General features: G+C 71.3%; 13 protein-coding genes. 6 read left to right on the top strand and 7 right to left on the bottom strand.

Going from position 1 to position 16795, the window contains the following annotated elements; all coding sequences use genetic code 11:
- Positions 1-12: 12 nt before the first annotated feature.
- Positions 13-2994: an excinuclease ABC subunit UvrA gene (uvrA, locus tag OG373_RS28995; RefSeq protein WP_405441256.1), complete on the bottom strand. Its 2982-nt coding sequence runs from the start codon at positions 2992-2994 to the stop codon at positions 13-15.
- A gap of 187 nt (positions 2995-3181) precedes the next feature.
- On the opposite strand from uvrA, the gene OG373_RS28990 reads away from it, so the two are divergent.
- From OG373_RS28990 to OG373_RS28980, 3 genes are all read left to right on the top strand, one after another.
- Entirely contained in the window at positions 3182-3871 is a 690-nt protein-coding gene (locus OG373_RS28990) for a maleylpyruvate isomerase family mycothiol-dependent enzyme (protein ID WP_405441255.1), read from the top strand.
- 9 nt (positions 3872-3880) lie between these two features.
- Positions 3881-4537 carry an MBL fold metallo-hydrolase gene (locus OG373_RS28985; protein WP_397735244.1) on the top strand — a complete coding sequence of 219 codons (657 nt, stop codon included), beginning with the start codon at positions 3881-3883 and terminating at the stop codon, positions 4535-4537.
- A 207-nt stretch (positions 4538-4744) separates the two neighbouring features.
- Positions 4745-6061 (top strand): MFS transporter, encoded by a 1317-nt coding sequence (locus OG373_RS28980; RefSeq protein WP_405444240.1) that lies wholly within the window; start codon positions 4745-4747, stop codon positions 6059-6061.
- A 13-nt stretch (positions 6062-6074) separates the two neighbouring features.
- On the opposite strand, the gene OG373_RS28975 is transcribed toward OG373_RS28980, so the two are convergent.
- The 4 genes from OG373_RS28975 to uvrB form a co-directional block, all read right to left on the bottom strand.
- Positions 6075-7058, bottom strand: a complete 984-nt coding sequence (locus OG373_RS28975; RefSeq protein WP_397735323.1) for a TerC family protein — start codon at positions 7056-7058, stop codon at positions 6075-6077.
- Positions 7059-7296: 238 nt separating this feature from the next.
- Positions 7297-9258, bottom strand: coding sequence for a TerD family protein (locus OG373_RS28970; RefSeq protein ID WP_405441252.1), 1962 nt, complete (start codon positions 9256-9258; stop codon positions 7297-7299).
- Between the two features lie 40 nt (positions 9259-9298).
- On the bottom strand, positions 9299-9877 hold the full coding sequence (locus tag OG373_RS28965; RefSeq protein ID WP_030762430.1) for a TerD family protein: 579 nt from the start codon (positions 9875-9877) through the stop codon (positions 9299-9301).
- Between the two features lie 87 nt (positions 9878-9964).
- A complete protein-coding gene (uvrB, locus tag OG373_RS28960) occupies positions 9965-12121 on the bottom strand; it encodes an excinuclease ABC subunit UvrB (protein WP_405441250.1) in 2157 nt (718 codons plus the stop codon).
- Positions 12122-12367: 246 nt separating this feature from the next.
- On the opposite strand from uvrB, the gene OG373_RS28955 reads away from it, so the two are divergent.
- The 3 genes from OG373_RS28955 (at position 12368) to OG373_RS28945 (ending at position 15480) form a co-directional block, all read left to right on the top strand.
- Positions 12368-13312 (top strand): glycerophosphodiester phosphodiesterase, encoded by a 945-nt coding sequence (locus tag OG373_RS28955; protein WP_405441248.1) that lies wholly within the window; start codon positions 12368-12370, stop codon positions 13310-13312.
- An 82-nt stretch (positions 13313-13394) separates the two neighbouring features.
- Entirely contained in the window at positions 13395-13967 is a 573-nt protein-coding gene (locus tag OG373_RS28950; protein ID WP_405441246.1) for a methylated-DNA--[protein]-cysteine S-methyltransferase, read from the top strand.
- Between the two features lie 292 nt (positions 13968-14259).
- Positions 14260-15480, top strand: a complete 1221-nt coding sequence (locus OG373_RS28945; protein ID WP_405444239.1) for an MFS transporter — start codon at positions 14260-14262, stop codon at positions 15478-15480.
- Here the strand turns inward: OG373_RS28945 and OG373_RS28940 are convergent.
- On the bottom strand, positions 15470-15844 hold the full coding sequence (locus tag OG373_RS28940; RefSeq protein WP_405441244.1) for a cupin domain-containing protein: 375 nt from the start codon (positions 15842-15844) through the stop codon (positions 15470-15472). The genes OG373_RS28945 and OG373_RS28940 overlap by 11 nt on opposite strands.
- Positions 15845-15983: 139 nt before the next feature.
- Positions 15984-16754 carry a class I SAM-dependent methyltransferase gene (locus OG373_RS28935; protein WP_405441242.1) on the bottom strand — a complete coding sequence of 257 codons (771 nt, stop codon included), beginning with the start codon at positions 16752-16754 and terminating at the stop codon, positions 15984-15986.
- Between the last annotated feature and the right edge of the window lie 41 nt (positions 16755-16795).

Here is a 16795-nt window from a genome sequence, read left to right as displayed (position 1 = left end):
GGAGGAGACGGCCTAGGCCTTGCGCGCCCGGGCCGTCGTCTTCTTGGCCGCCGCCTTCTTGGCCGGAGCCGCCTTCTTCGCGGCGACCGCCTTCTTGGCCGGGGCCTTCTTCGCCGTGGCCCGCACCGGAGACGCCCCCGCGTCGGAGACCCGGTCCGCGCCCAGGATGTCCCGCAGGAACTTGCCGGTATGGCTCGCACCCACCGAGGCCACCGCCTCCGGCGTGCCCTCGGCCACCACCAGACCGCCGCCGTAGCCGCCCTCCGGGCCCATGTCGATGACCCAGTCCGCGGTCTTGATGACGTCGAGGTTGTGCTCGATGACGATCACCGAGTTCCCCTTGTCCACCAGCCCGGACAGCACCTTGATCAGCTTCGAGATGTCCTCGAAGTGCAGACCCGTCGTCGGCTCGTCCAGCACGTAGACCGTCCGGCCCGTGGAGCGCTTCTGGAGCTCGGAGGCCAGCTTCACGCGCTGTGCCTCACCGCCCGACAGGGTCGGCGCCGACTGGCCGAGGCGGACGTAGCCCAGCCCGACCTCGTTGAGCGTCTTGAGGTGACGCGCGATGGTCGGCACCGCCTCGAAGAAGCCCAGCGCCTCCTCGATCGGCATGTTCAGGACTTCCGCGATGGACTTGCCCTTGTAGTGGACCTCCAGCGTCTCCCGGTTGTACCGGTCGCCGTGGCAGACCTCGCAGGGGACGTAGACGTCCGGCAGGAAGTTCATCTCGATCTTGATCGTGCCGTCACCGGCGCAGTTCTCGCACCGGCCGCCCTTCACGTTGAAGGAGAAGCGGCCCGGCAGGTAGCCGCGCACCTTCGCCTCCATGGTCTCGGCGAAGAGCTTGCGCACGTGGTCGAAGACACCCGTGTACGTCGCCGGGTTGGACCGCGGGGTCCGGCCGATCGGCGACTGGTCGACGTGCACGACCTTGTCGACGAGCTCGTCGCCCTCCACCCGGGTGTGCCGTCCGGGCACCGAGCGGGCGCCGTTCAGCTCGCGGGCCAGGTGCGTGTAGAGGATGTCGTTGACCAGCGTCGACTTTCCCGAGCCCGACACACCGGTCACGGCGGTCAGGACACCCAGCGGGAAGGACACGTCGATGTCCCGCAGGTTGTTCTCCTTGGCGCCGTGGACGGTCAGCTTGCGCTCGCCGTTCACGGGCCGGCGTACGTCCGGGATCTCGATGGACTTCTTGCCCGAGAGGTACTGCCCGGTCATCGATTCGGTGTTCTTCAGCAGCTCCTTGAGCGAACCGCTGTGCACCACCTTGCCGCCGTGTTCGCCCGCGCCCGGACCGATGTCCACGACCCAGTCGGCCACCTTGATGGTGTCCTCGTCGTGCTCGACCACGATGAGCGTGTTGCCCATGTCCCGCAGCCGCACCAAGGTCTCGATCAGCCGGTGGTTGTCCCGCTGGTGGAGACCGATGGAGGGCTCGTCCAGTACGTAGAGCACGCCGACCAGGCCGGAGCCGATCTGGGTGGCGAGCCGGATGCGCTGGGCCTCGCCACCCGACAGGGTGCCGGCGGCCCGGTTGAGCGAGAGGTAGTCGAGACCGACGTCCACGAGGAAGCGGAGCCGCTCGTTGACCTCCTTCAGGACCCGCTCGGCGATCTTCTTGTCGCGGGCGTCGAGGCGCATCCGCCCCAGGAAGTCCGCGCACTCGCTGATCGACATGGCGGCGACCTCGGCGATGGACTTCTCCATCACCGTCACGGCGAGCACGATCGGCTTGAGGCGGGTGCCCTCACAGGTCGGGCAGGGCACCTCGCGCATGTAGCCCTCGAAGCGCTCGCGGCTGGCGTCGCTCTCCGACTCCGCGTGCCGCCGCTTGACGAACGGCACGGCGCCCTCGAAGGCCGTGGTGTACGCGCGCTCCCGCCCGTACCGGTTGCGGTAGCGGACCTCGATCTGCGTCTTGTGCCCGTACAGCAGGGCCTTCTTCGCGCGCGCCGGCAGCCCGGCCCACGCGATGTCGGTGCGGAAGCCGAGTTCCCCGGCGAGCGCGCCGATCAGCCGCTGGAAGTAGTCCTTGGTGTGGCCGAGCGACCACGGGGAGACCGCGCCCTCGTCCAGGGACTTGTCCTCGTCCGGAACGATCAGCTCCGGGTCCACCTCCATGCGCGTACCGATACCGGTGCACTCGGGGCAGGCGCCGAAGGGCGAGTTGAAGGAGAAGGAGCGCGGCTCCAGCTCCTCGAAGGACAGGTCGTCGTACGGGCAGTAGAGGTGCTCGGAGTACATCCGCTCACGCTCGGGGTCGTCCTCGGCGAGGTCGACGAAGTCCAGGATCACCATGCCGCCGGACAGGCCGAGGGCGGTCTCCACGGAGTCCGTGAGCCGGCGCTTGGCGCTCTCCTTGACGGTGAGGCGGTCGATGACCACCTCGATGGTGTGCTTCTCCTGCTTCTTCAGCGTGGGCGGCTCGGAGAGCTGGATGGTCTCCCCGTCCACCCGCGCCCGGCTGTAGCCCTTGGTCTGGAGGTCGGAGAAGAGGTCGACGAACTCGCCCTTGCGCTCGCGCACCAGCGGCGACAGCACCTGGAAGCGGCTGCCCTCGGGGAGCGCGAGCACCTTGTCGACGATCGCCTGCGGCGACTGGCGCGAGATGGGCCGGCGGCACTCGGGACAATGCGGCTTGCCGATCCGGGCGAAGAGCAGGCGCAGGTAGTCGTAGACCTCGGTGATGGTGCCCACGGTGGAGCGGGGGTTGCGCGAGGTCGACTTCTGGTCGATCGAGACGGCCGGGGAGAGGCCCTCGATGAAGTCGACGTCGGGCTTGTCCATCTGCCCGAGGAACTGGCGGGCGTACGACGAGAGCGACTCGACGTAGCGACGCTGGCCCTCGGCGAAGATCGTGTCGAAGGCCAGGGAGGACTTGCCCGACCCGGAGAGTCCGGTGAAGACGATGAGTGAGTCGCGGGGCAGGTCGAGCGAGACGTTCTTCAGGTTGTGCTCGCGAGCGCCACGAACGATGAGACGGTCGGTCACGCCGGTCCGCACCTTTCTTGAGAGAGCGGGGGCACGGGCCCCCGTCCCAGGGTATGGGGGGCGCCTCTGCGATGGACTTGGTCCTTGGACTTCCGAGCGTATAGCACGCACATTCGATTTACGGCACTCCGCAGACCGCTTCACCCAATCGTGTGGCCGTGCTCGGTGAGCCACTAGGCTCGCCGTCATGACTGATCATGTGCACGACCTGCGATCTGTACGTGAAGCCACGGACCGGCTGCTGACCGCAGTCGCGAAACTGGACAACGCAGCCCTCGCCGAGGAGTCACACCTCCCGGGCTGGACCCGCGGCCACATCCTGGCCCACCTCGCCCGCAACGCGGACGCCCTCGTCAACGTCTTCGAGGGGCGCCCGATGTACGAGAGTGCCGCCGCCCGCGACACGGACATCGAGCGCGACGCCGGCCGGCCTCTGGAAGAACACCTGACGGACCTCCGTGATTCCGCGGCCCGCTTCATGGCCACCACCGAGCCCGACCAGGACTGGTCCCGCACGGTCGAGCTGCGCAACGGCATCACCGACCTCGCCGCCAACGTGCCCTTCCGCCGCTGGGTCGAGGCCGACCTGCACCACGTCGACCTGAACATCGGCTACGAGCTCTCCGACCTCCCGGCGGAGTTCACCGACCGCGAGATCGCCTTCCTCGCCGACCGCTGGTCCGGGCGCCCCGAGGTGCCGCCGGTGGCCCTGGTCGCGAGCGACGGACGGAGCTGGCGCACCGGCTCCGCCGGGGATCCCGCCGTGACCGTGTCCGGCACCGATGCCGGGCTGCTGGCCTGGCTGGCCGGCCGCGGGGACAAGGGCGCCTCCCTGACCACCTCGGGCGGCCCCCTCCCCGAGCTCCCCCCGCTCTAGGATCAAGACATGACGTACACCGGAGAGGTCAAGGTCGGCGGTCCGGCCGACGTGCACGAACTCGCGGACCTGATGATTTCCAAGGTCGCGGTGGGCCCGATGAACAACAACGCCTACCTGCTGCGCTGCCGCGCCACCGACGAGCAGCTGCTCATCGACGCGGCCGCCGAGGCCGGCACCCTGCTCAGTCTGATCGGCGACGACGGCATCGCGTCCGTGGTCACCACCCACCGGCACGGCGACCACTGGGGCGCGCTCGCCGAGGTGGTCGAGGCGACCGGCGCGCGCACCCTCGCGGGCGCCCTCGACGCGGAGGGCATCCCCGTCGGCACGGACGTGCTGGTCGGCGACGGGGACACGATCACGGTCGGACGGGTCTCGCTGACCGCCCGCCACCTGGTCGGACACACCCCCGGCTCGATCGCGCTGGTCTACGACGACCCGCACGGCCACCCGCACGTGTTCACCGGCGACTGCCTCTTCCCGGGCGGCGTCGGCAACACCCAGGGCGACCCGAAGGCCTTCGCCAGCCTGATCGACGACGTCCAGCACAAGCTCTTCGAGCAGCTGCCGGACGAGACCTGGGTCTACCCGGGGCACGGCGACGACACCACCCTCGGCGCCGAGCGTCCGCACCTGGCCGAATGGCGCGAGCGCGGCTGGTAGGCACCGCAACGCGTCAACTTCCGGGTGCGACGCACTCCTTCCGGTCGGCTCCGGCCGAACTGCCGCCCCGAGGGGCGGGAAAGGGGTATGTGGTGCGGCATGCCACAGGACCCTTCCCCGCCCCTCGCCTCCTCCGCCCCCGAGGCCTCCCCCGCCCCCTCCCCGACGCCCCGGCCCCCTGAGGCCGACGGCCGCACCGGGCCCGGCATGCTGCGGCTGGCCACGGCCTCGCTCGCCGGGACCGCGATCGAGTTCTACGACTTCTTCGTGTACGGGACGGCCGCCGCCCTCGTGCTCGGCCCGCTCTTCTTCCCCTCCTTCTCCCCGCTCGCCGGAACCCTCGCCGCGTTCGGCACCTTCGGCGTCGGCTTCCTCGCCCGCCCACTCGGTTCGGTGGTCTTCGGCCACATCGGCGACCGCTACGGCCGGCGCCCGGTCCTGCTGGCCTCCCTGCTGCTCACCGGTCTCGCCACGGTCGCCGTCGGCTGCGTGCCCACGTACGGCTCGATCGGCATGGCCGCGCCGGTCCTGCTGCTCCTGCTGCGCTTCCTGCAGGGCCTCGGGCTCGGCGGCGAATGGGGCGGCGCCGTGCTCCTCACCGCCGAGCACGCACCCGAGCGGCGGCGCGGACTGTGGTCGAGCTTCCCGCAGATGGGACCGGCGGTGGGCTTCCTGCTCGCCAACGGCCTGATGCTCGGACTGTCCGCCTCGCTGACCGATGCCCAGTTCACCTCCTGGGGGTGGCGGGTCCCCTTCTGGGCGGCCGGGGTGCTGGCCCTGGCCGGGCTGTGGCTGCGCCACTCGGTGGAGGAGACCCCGCAGTTCCGGGCGCTCGCCGCGTCGGACCGGCGGGCCGAGGCCCCGCTGGCCGAGGTGTTCCGGGGCCACTGGCGGCTGCTCCTGCTGACCGGCGGGGCGCTCGCCGTGGGGTACGCCGTCTTCTACGCGGTCACCACCTGGTCCCTCGCGTACGCCACCGAGCACCTCACGGTGAGCCGCACGACGATGCTGGCCTGCATCATGATCTCGGTTGCGATCAAGGGCCTGGTGACCCCGCTGATCGCGATGCTCGGTGACCGTTACGGGCGGCGGCCGCTGTGCCTGGCCGGGTGCGCGCTCTGCGCCGTGTGGATGTTCCCGCTGGTGGCGCTGTTGCGGACGGCCGATCCGCTGCTGATGACGGTCGGCTTCACCGGCGCGCTGCTCGGCATGGTGACGATGTTCTCGGTGGTGGCCGCTTACCTGCCGGAGCTGTACGCGCCGCGCATCCGCTGCACGGGCGCGGCCGTCGGCTACAACCTGGGCGGTGTACTGGGCGGGGCGCTGACCCCGGTCGTGGCGACGGCGCTGGCGGACGGCTCGGGTCCGCCGTGGGGCGTCGCGCTGTACCTGACCGGGATCGCCCTGGTCAGCCTGGTCTGTTTCGCATTGCTGCCGGAGACCGGTCCGGCGGCCGTCCGCAAGCGGGCGGCCGCGGGCCGGGGCACGGAAACGGGGGCGGCCGAAGTGGCCGCCCCCGTGTAGTTCCGCGGATCCGTCAGACGTCGACGCTCTCGGTGCGGGTGGCGGCCTCGGCCGCCGCCTGCTTCTTCGAGGCGATCAGGCTGGTGATCGTGGTGATGACCAGGACACCGCAGATGACGGCCAGGGAGACCGGGATCGAGATCACCGGGACGTGCACACCGGACTCGTGCAGGGCGTGCAGCACGAGCTTGATGCCGATGAAACCGAGGATGATCGACAGGCCGTAGCTGAGGTGGACCAGCTTCTTCAGCAGGCCGCCGATGAGGAAGTACAGCTGGCGCAGACCCATCAGCGCGAAGGCGTTGGCCGTGAAGACGATGTACGGGTCCTGGGTCAGGCCGAAGATCGCGGGGATGGAGTCCAGGGCGAACAGGACGTCGGTGGTACCGATGGCCAGCATGACGATCATCAGCGGGGTCAGCACGCGCTTGCCGTTGCTGACGATGAAGAGCTTGGTGCCGTGGTACCGGTCGGCGACGCCGAACTTCTTCTCGACGGACTTGAGGAGGCGGTTCTCCTCGAAGTCGTCCTCGTCCTCGTCCTTGCGGGCCTCCTGGATCAGCTTCCACGCGGTGTAGATCAGGAAGGCGCCGAAGATGTAGAAGACCCAGGAGAAGCTCGCGATGATCGCGGCGCCGGCGGCGATGAAGACCGCGCGCAGGACCAGGGCGATCAGTACGCCGATGAGCAGCACGCGCTGCTGGAGGTGGGAGGGCACCGCGAACTTCGCCATGATCAGGACGAAGACGAAGAGGTTGTCGACGCTCAGGGACTTCTCGGTGATGAAGCCCGCGAAGAACTCCTGGGAGGCCTGGGGGGTGCCGAAGAACCACAGGCCGAGCCCGAAGAGGGCGGCGAGGACGATCCAGACGACCGTCCAGGTGCCGGCTTCCTTGATCGACACGTCGTGCGGTTTGCGGCCGATGAAGAAGTCGGCGGCGATGAGGAGGGACAGACCGAGAATGGTCGCGCCCCACAGGGCCCAGGAAACTTCCATGGTGAACATGCCTCCGGCGGATGGCTCAGCACTTCGTCAGCGTCATCGCTGCCGGAGGTCTCTTCCACCCGGACGACCTGGAGGCCGCGGGCCGACGCCCCGGGGCCACTGCGCTCATACAACCGCAGGTGGTCCGTATTGACGGGTACGCCGTAGCAGGAAAGCAGGAATACTCCCCTCCGCACTCACGAGCATACCCATCAAGGGCCGAAAAGGTAAAGGGAATGCCAAAGGATGGTCACGGGCGGGTAGTGCGCCGGGCCTCCGCCACCCGGTCCAGCGCCTGGTCGAGGACCCGGCTGCCCTGCGGGGGCAGGTCCGGTTCGAAGGTCCACGCGTGGTGCACCCAGGGGTCGGCGAGATGGTTGTCCGGCACCGGGGACAGGCGCATCAGGGAGCGCCACAGCGGGTCGAGCAGCGGCCCGTAGGCCGAGGCCTCGTCGCGGTCGGCGACCATCAGCAGGTGCACGCCGACCGCCGCACCCTCGTCGGCGAGGTAGCGCAGCTGGGTGACGGCTCGGTCGTCGAAGCCGTGCGGGAAGTCGTGCACGATCAGCAGCTGGTCGGCCGTGTCCACGTCCGACGGCAGGTCCTCGGGGGCGCCGGCCCGCAGCGCCATCTGTACGAGGTCCACCCGCCGGGTCAGTCGCGCCAGGGTCTGGGTGACCCCGGTGGCCCCGGCGGCGGGCGGTGCGGCCAGCACCCCGGCACGGACCAGTGGCGCCAGGGAGGCGGACCCGGCTCCGGCCGCGTCGATGACGTGCACGGAGAACCGGTCGGCGGGGTGGACCGCGAGCAGCCGGACCGCGAGGGCGACGGCCATGTCCATGGCGGCCCGGCGCAGCCGGTCGGTGTCCATGGTCATCGCGGCCTCGGAGCCGGTGCGGCCGTTGTCGATCCAGAGTCCGCGCTCCAGCGGGACCCGGGTCAGCATGGGGATGCGCAGGTCGGGCCGCTCGGGCAGGTGCAGGTGGCCCAGACGCAGGGCCAGCGGGCTCTCCTCGGGCGTGCGGTGACCGTGCCAGACGGGATTGTCCCAGCGGGCGTACGCGGCGGGCAGCGCGGGCTCGACGACCTCCGACTCGGCGATCAGCTGGGCCAGGTCCCGGTCGAGGACGGCCTGGGCCTGGGCGACAAGCTCCTCGCGGCGGGCCCGTGCGGTGTCGCGGGCGGCGTTCCCCGAGCCGCCCAGACGGTGGCGCGGGTCGGACAGGGCCTCGTCGAGTTCGCGGTCCATCCGGGAGTCGGCGAACTCGACGGCGCTGCGGTAGGCGGCGACCGTGCGGGCCAGGTCCTCGAACATGCCCCAGACCTGGTTGTAGAGCCGCTCCTCCATGGACCAGCCGCTGGCGTCCCCGGCGACGGGCCGCGGGGCCTGGCCCGGTTCCTGCGGTGCGGCGGCCCGCGGCGCCGGCTCGGGCGGCTCGGTGCTGGTGCGGCGGCGCCGCGGGTGGGCGTAGCTGATGGTGGGCGGGGAGGCAGGGGTGTCGCCACCGGGCGCGGGCCCGGGCGTACCGGCGTACGGGTGCCCGGAGACGGGGACCGCGTCCGGCGGCTCGGGGGCGGTCGCGGGTGCCTGGGCCGGGCTCTGCGGGGCACGCAGGTCGCCGACGAGGGTCGGCATGGTCGCCAGGGTGATGTCGGCCTCCGCGGTGCGGGCGGCCGTGCGCAGCGCGGCGGCGGCCAGCTCCGCGGCATGCGGTGCGGGCAGTCCGCCGTCGGCGAGCAGGGCGCCGAGGCCTTCGGCGTAGCCCTGGCCCACGGCGCGGACCTTCCAGGCGCCCTGGCGCCGGTACAGCTCCAGGGCGACCACGGCCGTCTCGGCGTCGAGCCCGGTCAGGGTGTACCCGGCGATTTCGGCGCCGTCCGGTTCGGCCACGGCCACGTAGGAGGCCGGTACTGCGCCGAAGCGCACCGGACCGCCGGGCGGCAGGACGAGCAGGACGCCGAGCCGGTGTACCTCCGCGTCGACCTCGTCGAGGTCGACGGCGAAGGTGTGCCGTTCGGCGAGCTCGCCCGGCGACCGCACGCCGGGGAGCGACCTGGCCCCCGGGTGGGCCAGTATCCCGTCGCCGGAGAACCGGCCCTGTTCGTCGGCGAGCGAGGCCAGGGCCAGCACGGGCGTGCCCGCCGAGACCCTGATCTCCACCCGGCTCTGGGACACGGGGTGGTTCTGCCCCCGGACCAGTTCGGCCGTCATCGTGCAGCCCCTCCCCCGTGCCTTCTTCTCTTTTCCGGTACTACAGGTGCGGCAGGATCGCCGGCATGAGGTCCTGGAACGTGCGGCCGTTGGCCGGGTTCCCGAGGGCCGTCATCTGCCAGCCGGCACCCGCGCGGGACACCTTGGCCATGATCTGCGCGGTGTACTGACCGCCGCCGTCGAGGGTGTAGCGGGCCAGCTCCTGGCCGTTGGTCTCGTCGACGATGCGGCAGAACGCGTTCTGCACTTCCTGGAACGTCTGGCCGGTGAAGGAGTTCACCGTGAAGACGATCTGGTCGATGTGCACCGGCACGCGCTGGAGGTCGACGAGGATCGCCTCGTCGTCCCCGCCCTGGCCGACGCCGCCGACGAGGTTGTCACCGGTGTGGCGCACCGAGCCGTCGTCGCTCTGCAGGTGGCGGAAGAACACCACGTCCACGGGCTGCTTGTCGGCGAAGAGTACCGCCGAGGCGTCGAGGTCGATCTCCCGGGTGCGCGAGCCGAACAGCCCGCGGCGCTTCGCCGCCTGCCAGCCGAGGCCCATACGGACCGCGGTCAGCGTGCCTCCGTCCGCCTTCTGCAGACTGATGGCCTGACCCTTGGTCATGTTGACCGTCACGTACTGTCCCCTCTCCCTGGCCCGCCCCATGACGAGCGTGCAGCGTGTACCTGCGGCTGAGACCCAACCCTACTGACAGGCCTCCGGTCAGGCGAGGCCCGCTTCCTTCATCTGCCGCAACTCCTTCTTCAGCTCGCTCACCTCGTCCCGGATCCGGGCCGCGACCTCGAACTGGAGCTCGGCGGCCGCCCCGCGCATGCGCTCGGTCATCTGCTCGATGAGCGCGGCCAGTTCGGCCGCGGGCCGGTCGGTCAGCACGTCGGCACCCTTGCCTCCGGCCGTCCCCTTCGAACCCTTTCCGCCCGTCTTGCCCGCGGCCGCCCGGCCGCCGAGCGCCGGCACCGGGGCCTTGGCCCCCTTGCCCTCCTTCGCCTGCCGGTACCCGGTGCCGAGGAGCTCCTCGGTGTCGAGTTCCTCGCGGGCGATGGTGGCCACGATGTCGTTGATCTTCTTGCGCAGCGGCTGCGGGTCGATGCCGTTCGCCGTGTTGTAGGCGATCTGCTTCTCCCGGCGCCGGTTGGTCTCGTCGATGGCCTTCTCCATCGCCGGGGTCATCTTGTCCGCGTACATGTGGACCTGGCCCGACACATTGCGCGCCGCGCGGCCGATGGTCTGGATCAGGGAGGTCCCGGAGCGCAGGAAGCCCTCCTTGTCGGCGTCCAGGATGGCCACCAGGGACACCTCGGGCAGGTCGAGACCCTCACGGAGCAGGTTGATGCCGACCAGGACGTCGTACTCGCCGGCCCGCAGCTCGCGCAGCAGCTCGATGCGGCGCAGGGTGTCCACGTCGCTGTGCAGGTAGCGGACCTGGATGCCGAGCTCCAGGAAGTAGTCCGTGAGGTCCTCGGCCATCTTCTTGGTGAGGGTGGTGACGAGGATCCGCTCGTCCTTCTCCACGCGCTGCCGGATCTCGTGGACCAGGTCGTCGATCTGCCCCTCGGTGGGCTTGACCACGACCTCGGGGTCGATGAGGCCGGTGGGGCGGATGATCTGTTCGACGAAGCCGTCGCCGCGCGAGAGCTCGTACTTTCCGGGGGTCGCCGACAGGTAGACGGTCTGCCCGATGCGCCCCTGGAACTCCTCCCACTTCAGCGGCCGGTTGTCGAGGGCGGACGGCAGCCGGAAACCGTGGTCGACGAGGGTCCGCTTGCGGGAGGCGTCACCCTCGTACATGGCGCCGATCTGCGGCACGGTGACGTGCGACTCGTCGATGACCAGGAGGAAGTCCTCCGGGAAGTAGTCGATGAGAGTGTTGGGCGCGGAGCCGCGCTCGCGGTCGTCCATGTGCAGCGAGTAGTTCTCGATGCCGGAGCAGGACCCGATCTGGCGCATCATCTCCAGGTCGTAAGTGGTGCGCATGCGCAGCCGCTGCGCCTCCAGCATCTTGCCCTGCTTCTCCAGCTCGGCGAGGCGCTCGGTCAGCTCCGCCTCGATGCCGCGGACCGCCTTCTCCATGCGCTCGGGCCCGGCGACGTAGTGGCTGGCGGGGAAGACGTAGAGCTCGCGGTCCTCACTGATGACCTCGCCGGTCAGCGGGTGCAGGGTGGACAGGGCCTCGATCTCGTCGCCGAACATTTCGATGCGGACGGCCAGTTCCTCGTAGACCGGGAAGATCTCGATGGTGTCCCCGCGCACCCGGAAGGTGCCGCGGGTGAAGGCGACGTCGTTGCGCGTGTACTGGATGTCCACGAAGCGGCGCAGCAGCTGGTCCCGGTCGGTCTCCTCCCCCACCTTGAGGGCGACCATCCGGTCGACGTACTCCTGTGGGGTACCGAGGCCGTAGATGCAGGACACGGACGCGACGACGATGACGTCCCGCCGGGTCAGCAGCGAGTTGGTCGCGGAGTGCCGCAGCCGCTCCACCTCCTCGTTGATCGAGGAGTCCTTCTCGATGTACGTGTCCGACTGCGGTACGTAGGCCTCGGGCTGGTAGTAGTCGTAGTACGAGACGAAGTACTCGACGGCGTTGTTCGGCAGGAGCTCACGGAACTCGTTCGCCAGCTGGGCCGCGAGCGTCTTGTTCGGCGCCATGACCAAGGTGGGGCGCTGGAGCTTCTCGATCATCCAGGCCGTGGTCGCCGACTTGCCGGTGCCGGTCGCACCCAGCAGGACGACATCCTTCTCACCTGCACGGATGCGCTTCTCCAGCTCGGCGATGGCCGCCGGCTGGTCGCCGCTGGGCTGGTAGGAGCTGACGACCTCGAAAGGCGCCACCGTGCGTTCGATCTTCGATACGGGCCGCATGGGTCAACCGTACGACCCCCCACTGACACTCACGTAGCGCCGCGGGTCGGCGTCGCACCGCGGCCGGAGCGGCCGGCGCCCTCGGCCGCCCGGGCCGCCGTCATTCGTTCTGGTCCGTTTGTCGTAGTTCGGTGGCGGCTCGGTGATCTTCAACCCCATGATCGCGGTGAAGTGCATCGCCACAACGTCTGCCGCTCCGCACCCGTCTGACGCAGGAACAGGGCTCACGACCCGAGGAGAACGCACATGTACGTCCGACCCGCCGCCGCGGCCGCGGCCGCATTCCTGGGCTTCACTCTCACCCTGCTGGGCGGGACGGCCTCGTACGCCGCCACCGGCCCCGGAACCGGCTCGACCACCGGCACCGGCACAGGCACCGGCGCGGGGGCCGGCACCGGCCGGGCGGCCCTGGGGGGCCCGGTCGTGTACGCCCACCGGGGAGCCTCCGCGTACGCCCCGGAGAACACCCTCGACGCGATCGACCTGGCCATGCAGATGGGCTTCGCCTGGGTGGAGAACGACGTGCAGCGCACCAAGGACGGCGTGCTGGTGGTGATCCACGACGACACCCTGGCCCGGACCACCGACGTCGAGCAGCAGTTCCCGGGCCGGGCGCCCTGGAAGGTCCAGGACTTCACATGGGCCGAGATCTCCCGGCTGGACGCGGGCAGCTGGTTCGGCGCCGAGTACGCGGGCGCCTCCGTGCCGAGCCTGCGGCAGTACCTCGACCGGGTGCAGCGCAACCAGCAGCGGCTGCTGCTGGAGATCAAGAAGCCGGAGCTGTACCCGGGGATCGAGGAGCAGACCCTGAAGGTGCTGGACCAGGCCGGCTGGCTCGACGAGCGGCACGTCACGAAGCGCCTGGTGGTGCAGAGCTTCAGCGCCGACTGCGTGCGCATCGTCCACGGGCTGCGCCCGGACCTGGTGACCGCCTTCCTGGGCACCCCCACCGTCGCGGACCTGCCCCGGTACGCGGAGTTCACCGACCGGATCAACCCGTGGCACACCACCATCTCGGCCGACTGGGTCGCGGCGGTGCACGGCCTGCGCGGTGCCCACGGCAGGGCCATGGAGGTGGACACCTGGATCGTGGACGACGCGGCGACCGCCCGGAAGGTGCAGGCCATGGGGGTGGACGGGATCATCACCAACGCCCCCGATGTGGTCCAGGAAGCGGTCGGCGGGTTCTGAGACCGGGCCGGAGCGCATCGGCGGCGTTGCAGTAGTCGCCGGCGCCGACCGCGTTGTCGGTGACCGGCCGTACCGTGGACCTGTGGACAGCACCGAGCGGCCCCGCGGGCCGCACCTCGAATGGACCGTCGTCGCCGGCGACGGTGTCCTCGGCGGACCCCTGCTCCTGGCCGCGACCCCCGAGGGTCTGGTCCGGGTCGAGTTCCATGCCGAGCCGGACCGGGTCGACCGGATGATCGGCCCGCTCGTCTCCCGGCTCGGCGCCGACGCCCGGCGCCCCGCACCGGGCGAGGAGGAGCTGCTGGCCGAGCCGATACGTCAGCTCACCGCGTACTTCGCCGGTTCGCTGCGGCGCTTCGAGCTGCCGCTGGACTGGCGCCTCAGCTCCGGCTTCAACCGGCAGGTGCTCCAGGAGCTGGACCGCTCGGTCCCCTACGGATCGGTCGTCGGCTACGGGGAGCTGGCCGCCCGCGTCGGACAGCCCGGCGGCGCCCAGGCCGTGGGCAACGCCATGGGCTCGAACCCACTGCCTCTGGTGGTGGCCTGCCACCGGGTCGTGGAGAACGACGGGGGCATCGGGGGATTCGGCGGCGGGGTGGAGACCAAGCGGCAGCTGCTCGCGCTGGAGGGCGTGCTTCCGCAGCCGCTGTTCTGAGCGGCGCCCTGACCTGCGCACCTGGCCGGTGAACGGCGCCGCGACCCGGCCCGGCTCCGGCCCCGTTCCCGCACGGTTGCGGCCCGGTTCCGCCGAGCGGTAAGGGCTGGCACACTGCGGCGGTGACTACTCCTGCCGCCGCACCCGGCCGCCCCGCGTCCCCCGCGCCCCGTGTCGCCCACCCGCGACACCGGTGTACGCCGTGACCGCCTCGCCCGGCACCGACCGTCCCGTACGGCCGCTGGGCCCGCCCGAGCTGGCCCGGCTGCAGCGGCGCACCTCCCGGGTCCTCATGGCCGGCCAGGTCCTCGGCGGCCTCGGCGTGCCCATCAGCATCGCCCTGGCCCCCGTACTCGCCACCGAGGTCAGCGGCACGGAGGCACTGTCCGGCGTCGCCTCCACCGCCGCGGTGATCGGCACCGCCGTGGTCTCACTGCCGCTCGCCGCCCTGATGAACGCCCGCGGCCGCCGCCCCGGACTGGTCCTGGCGTACGCGATCGGAGCCGCCGGGGCGGGCCTGGTCGTCCTCGCCGCCACCATCGGGAACTTCCCGCTGCTGCTGCTCGGCATGGCCGCCTTCGGCGCCGCCTCCTCCGCCAACCTGCAGGCCCGGTTCGCCGCCGCCGACCTCGCGGCCCCGGACCATCGCGCCCGGGCCATCTCGGTCGTGGTGTGGGCGTCGACCATCGGCGCGGTGCTCGGCCCGAACCTGTCCGCGCCGGCCAGCCGCAGTTTCGCCGGCACCGCGATACCGGAGACGGCCGGCCCGTTCGTCTGGGCCGCCGTCGTCTTCCTGCTCACCGGCACGCTGATCGGCGTACTCCTGCGCCCCGACCCGCTGCTGACGGCCCGGGCGCTGGCCGCCCCCGAGGAGCAGACCCGTGAAGGGCGCTCGCTGCGGGCCGGACTCGCCGCGGTGAAGGCCTCCCCGCGGGCCCGGCTCGCCCTCCTCACCGTCGCCGTGTCCCACACCACCATGGTCTCGATCATGGTGATGACGCCGATGGACCTGAGCCACCACGGCGCCGGCCTGGAACTCATCGGGCTGGTGATCAGCGGGCACATCGCCGGCATGTTCGCCTTCTCGCCCGTGATGGGCTGGCTCGCGGACCGGTTCGGCCGGCTCTCCGTGATCGGCCTGGCCGCCGGCCTCCTGTCCGTCGCCGCGCTGCTCGCCGGAACGGCCGGACCCAGCCACGGCCGGAGCGCGCTCGGCCTGTTCCTGCTCGGCCTCGGCTGGTCCGCCGGAATGGTGTCCGGCTCGGCCCTGCTGACGGACTCGGTGCCGCAGCCCGCCCGGGCCGCCGTACAGGGCCTGAGCGACCTCACCATGAACACGGCGGCGGGGCTGGGCGGAGCGGCCGCCGGGCTGATCATGTCCCAGGCGGGCTACGGCTGGCTGAACGCCGTCGGCGCCGCGCTGCTGCTGCCGATGGCGGCGCTCGCGCTGTTCACGGCGCGCCGCCACCCGGTGCCTGCCCGAGGCGCCGCCAAGGGGGCCGTCAGTAACTGATGTGGTAGGCCTTGCGCAGCGTCTCGTGCACGGTCCAGGTCGTCCGGTCGCCCTCCCGCAGCACGCAGGCGGAGCCGGGGCCGACCTCCAGGGTCTCGCCGCCCTCGACCTCGACGGTGGCTCGGCCGCTGACCACCACGAAGAGCTCGTTGGCCTCGACGTCGGTGACCACGCCGGGGGTGATCTGCCAGATCCCGCGCACCTGCTTGCCGTCGGCCGACTCCCACAGCACCTTGCCCGTCACGACCGGGTCCCCGGAAACGATCTGCTCGGGGTCGAGGTCATCCGCCTCCAGCTCGACGTCGGCGACGGAGACGGAGAAGGAAGCGGGGACGCGGGTGGCGGAGTGATCGCTGCTGCTCATGGCGCGCCAGCCTAGTGCGGCCCACCGCGCGAAGCGGTGACCACAGCGTCCAGGAACGGCCCGCCGGACGAGTCATCCTGTCCAGCTTCCCGGCCGGCCGCGCCGTGACCGGCCGGCCACCCGGCTGCCCGCCCGCCCGTCACCGCGCGGTCGGCCGCCTGGCGGCGAGTACCGGCTGGTGGAAGCCGGTGTCCGCGGGTACCCGCCAGTGCGCGTCGGCGAAGCCGGCCCGCCGGGCGTACCCGGCCGTCTCCTCCTCCGGAAGCGCCCAGTACGTGGCGCTCGACGTCCGTGTGGTCCAGGTGGAGCCGGTGGGCAGCAGCTGGAAGAGCTCCACGTCGTACCGCTCCCCGTCGGCGTGCCAGTGCCACAGCTGGAAGGTCACCGTCCGCCCCTCGGGTCCCGTGTGGACGTGCGGGGGCTCGCTCTGCGGGCGGGCGCGGCGCAGTTCCGCGTACGGGCGTGTGGAGAGCAGCAGCAGCCCGCCGGGGCGCAGCACCCGCAGGGTTTCGGCCAGGGCCGTACCCACGTCCTCGGCGGTCAGCAGGTGCGGCAGGGCGTTGTCGGCGCAGACCACGGCATCGAAGGAGGCGTCCGCGAAGGGCACGGCGCGCATGTCGGCGACGGCGAGGGGCAGGGCGAGCCCGTGCCGCGCCGCCTCGCGGGCGGCGCGGGTGACGGAGGCGGGGCTGAGGTCGGTCCCCGTGACCCGGTGACCCAGCGCGGCGAGGCCCAGGGACTGGGTTCCGATGCCGCAGGCGTTGTCGAGCACGCTGTGCGCTCCCGGGCCCAGCGCGGCGGTGAGCAGGGCGTCGAGGGCCCGGCCCTGACGGGCGGTGCTCGCGTCCCAGTCCGCGTAGATGAGGTCGTAGCGGTCGGCCAGCTCGTCGTAGAAGCCGCGCGTGTCCATGGGGGCACGCTACTCGGACAGGTTGGGACGGGTGTGGCGGG

The organism is Streptomyces avidinii (assembly GCF_045161815.1).
Classification (GTDB): domain Bacteria; phylum Actinomycetota; class Actinomycetes; order Streptomycetales; family Streptomycetaceae; genus Streptomyces; species Streptomyces avidinii.
This window is presented reverse-complemented; position numbering and strand designations above follow the sequence as displayed.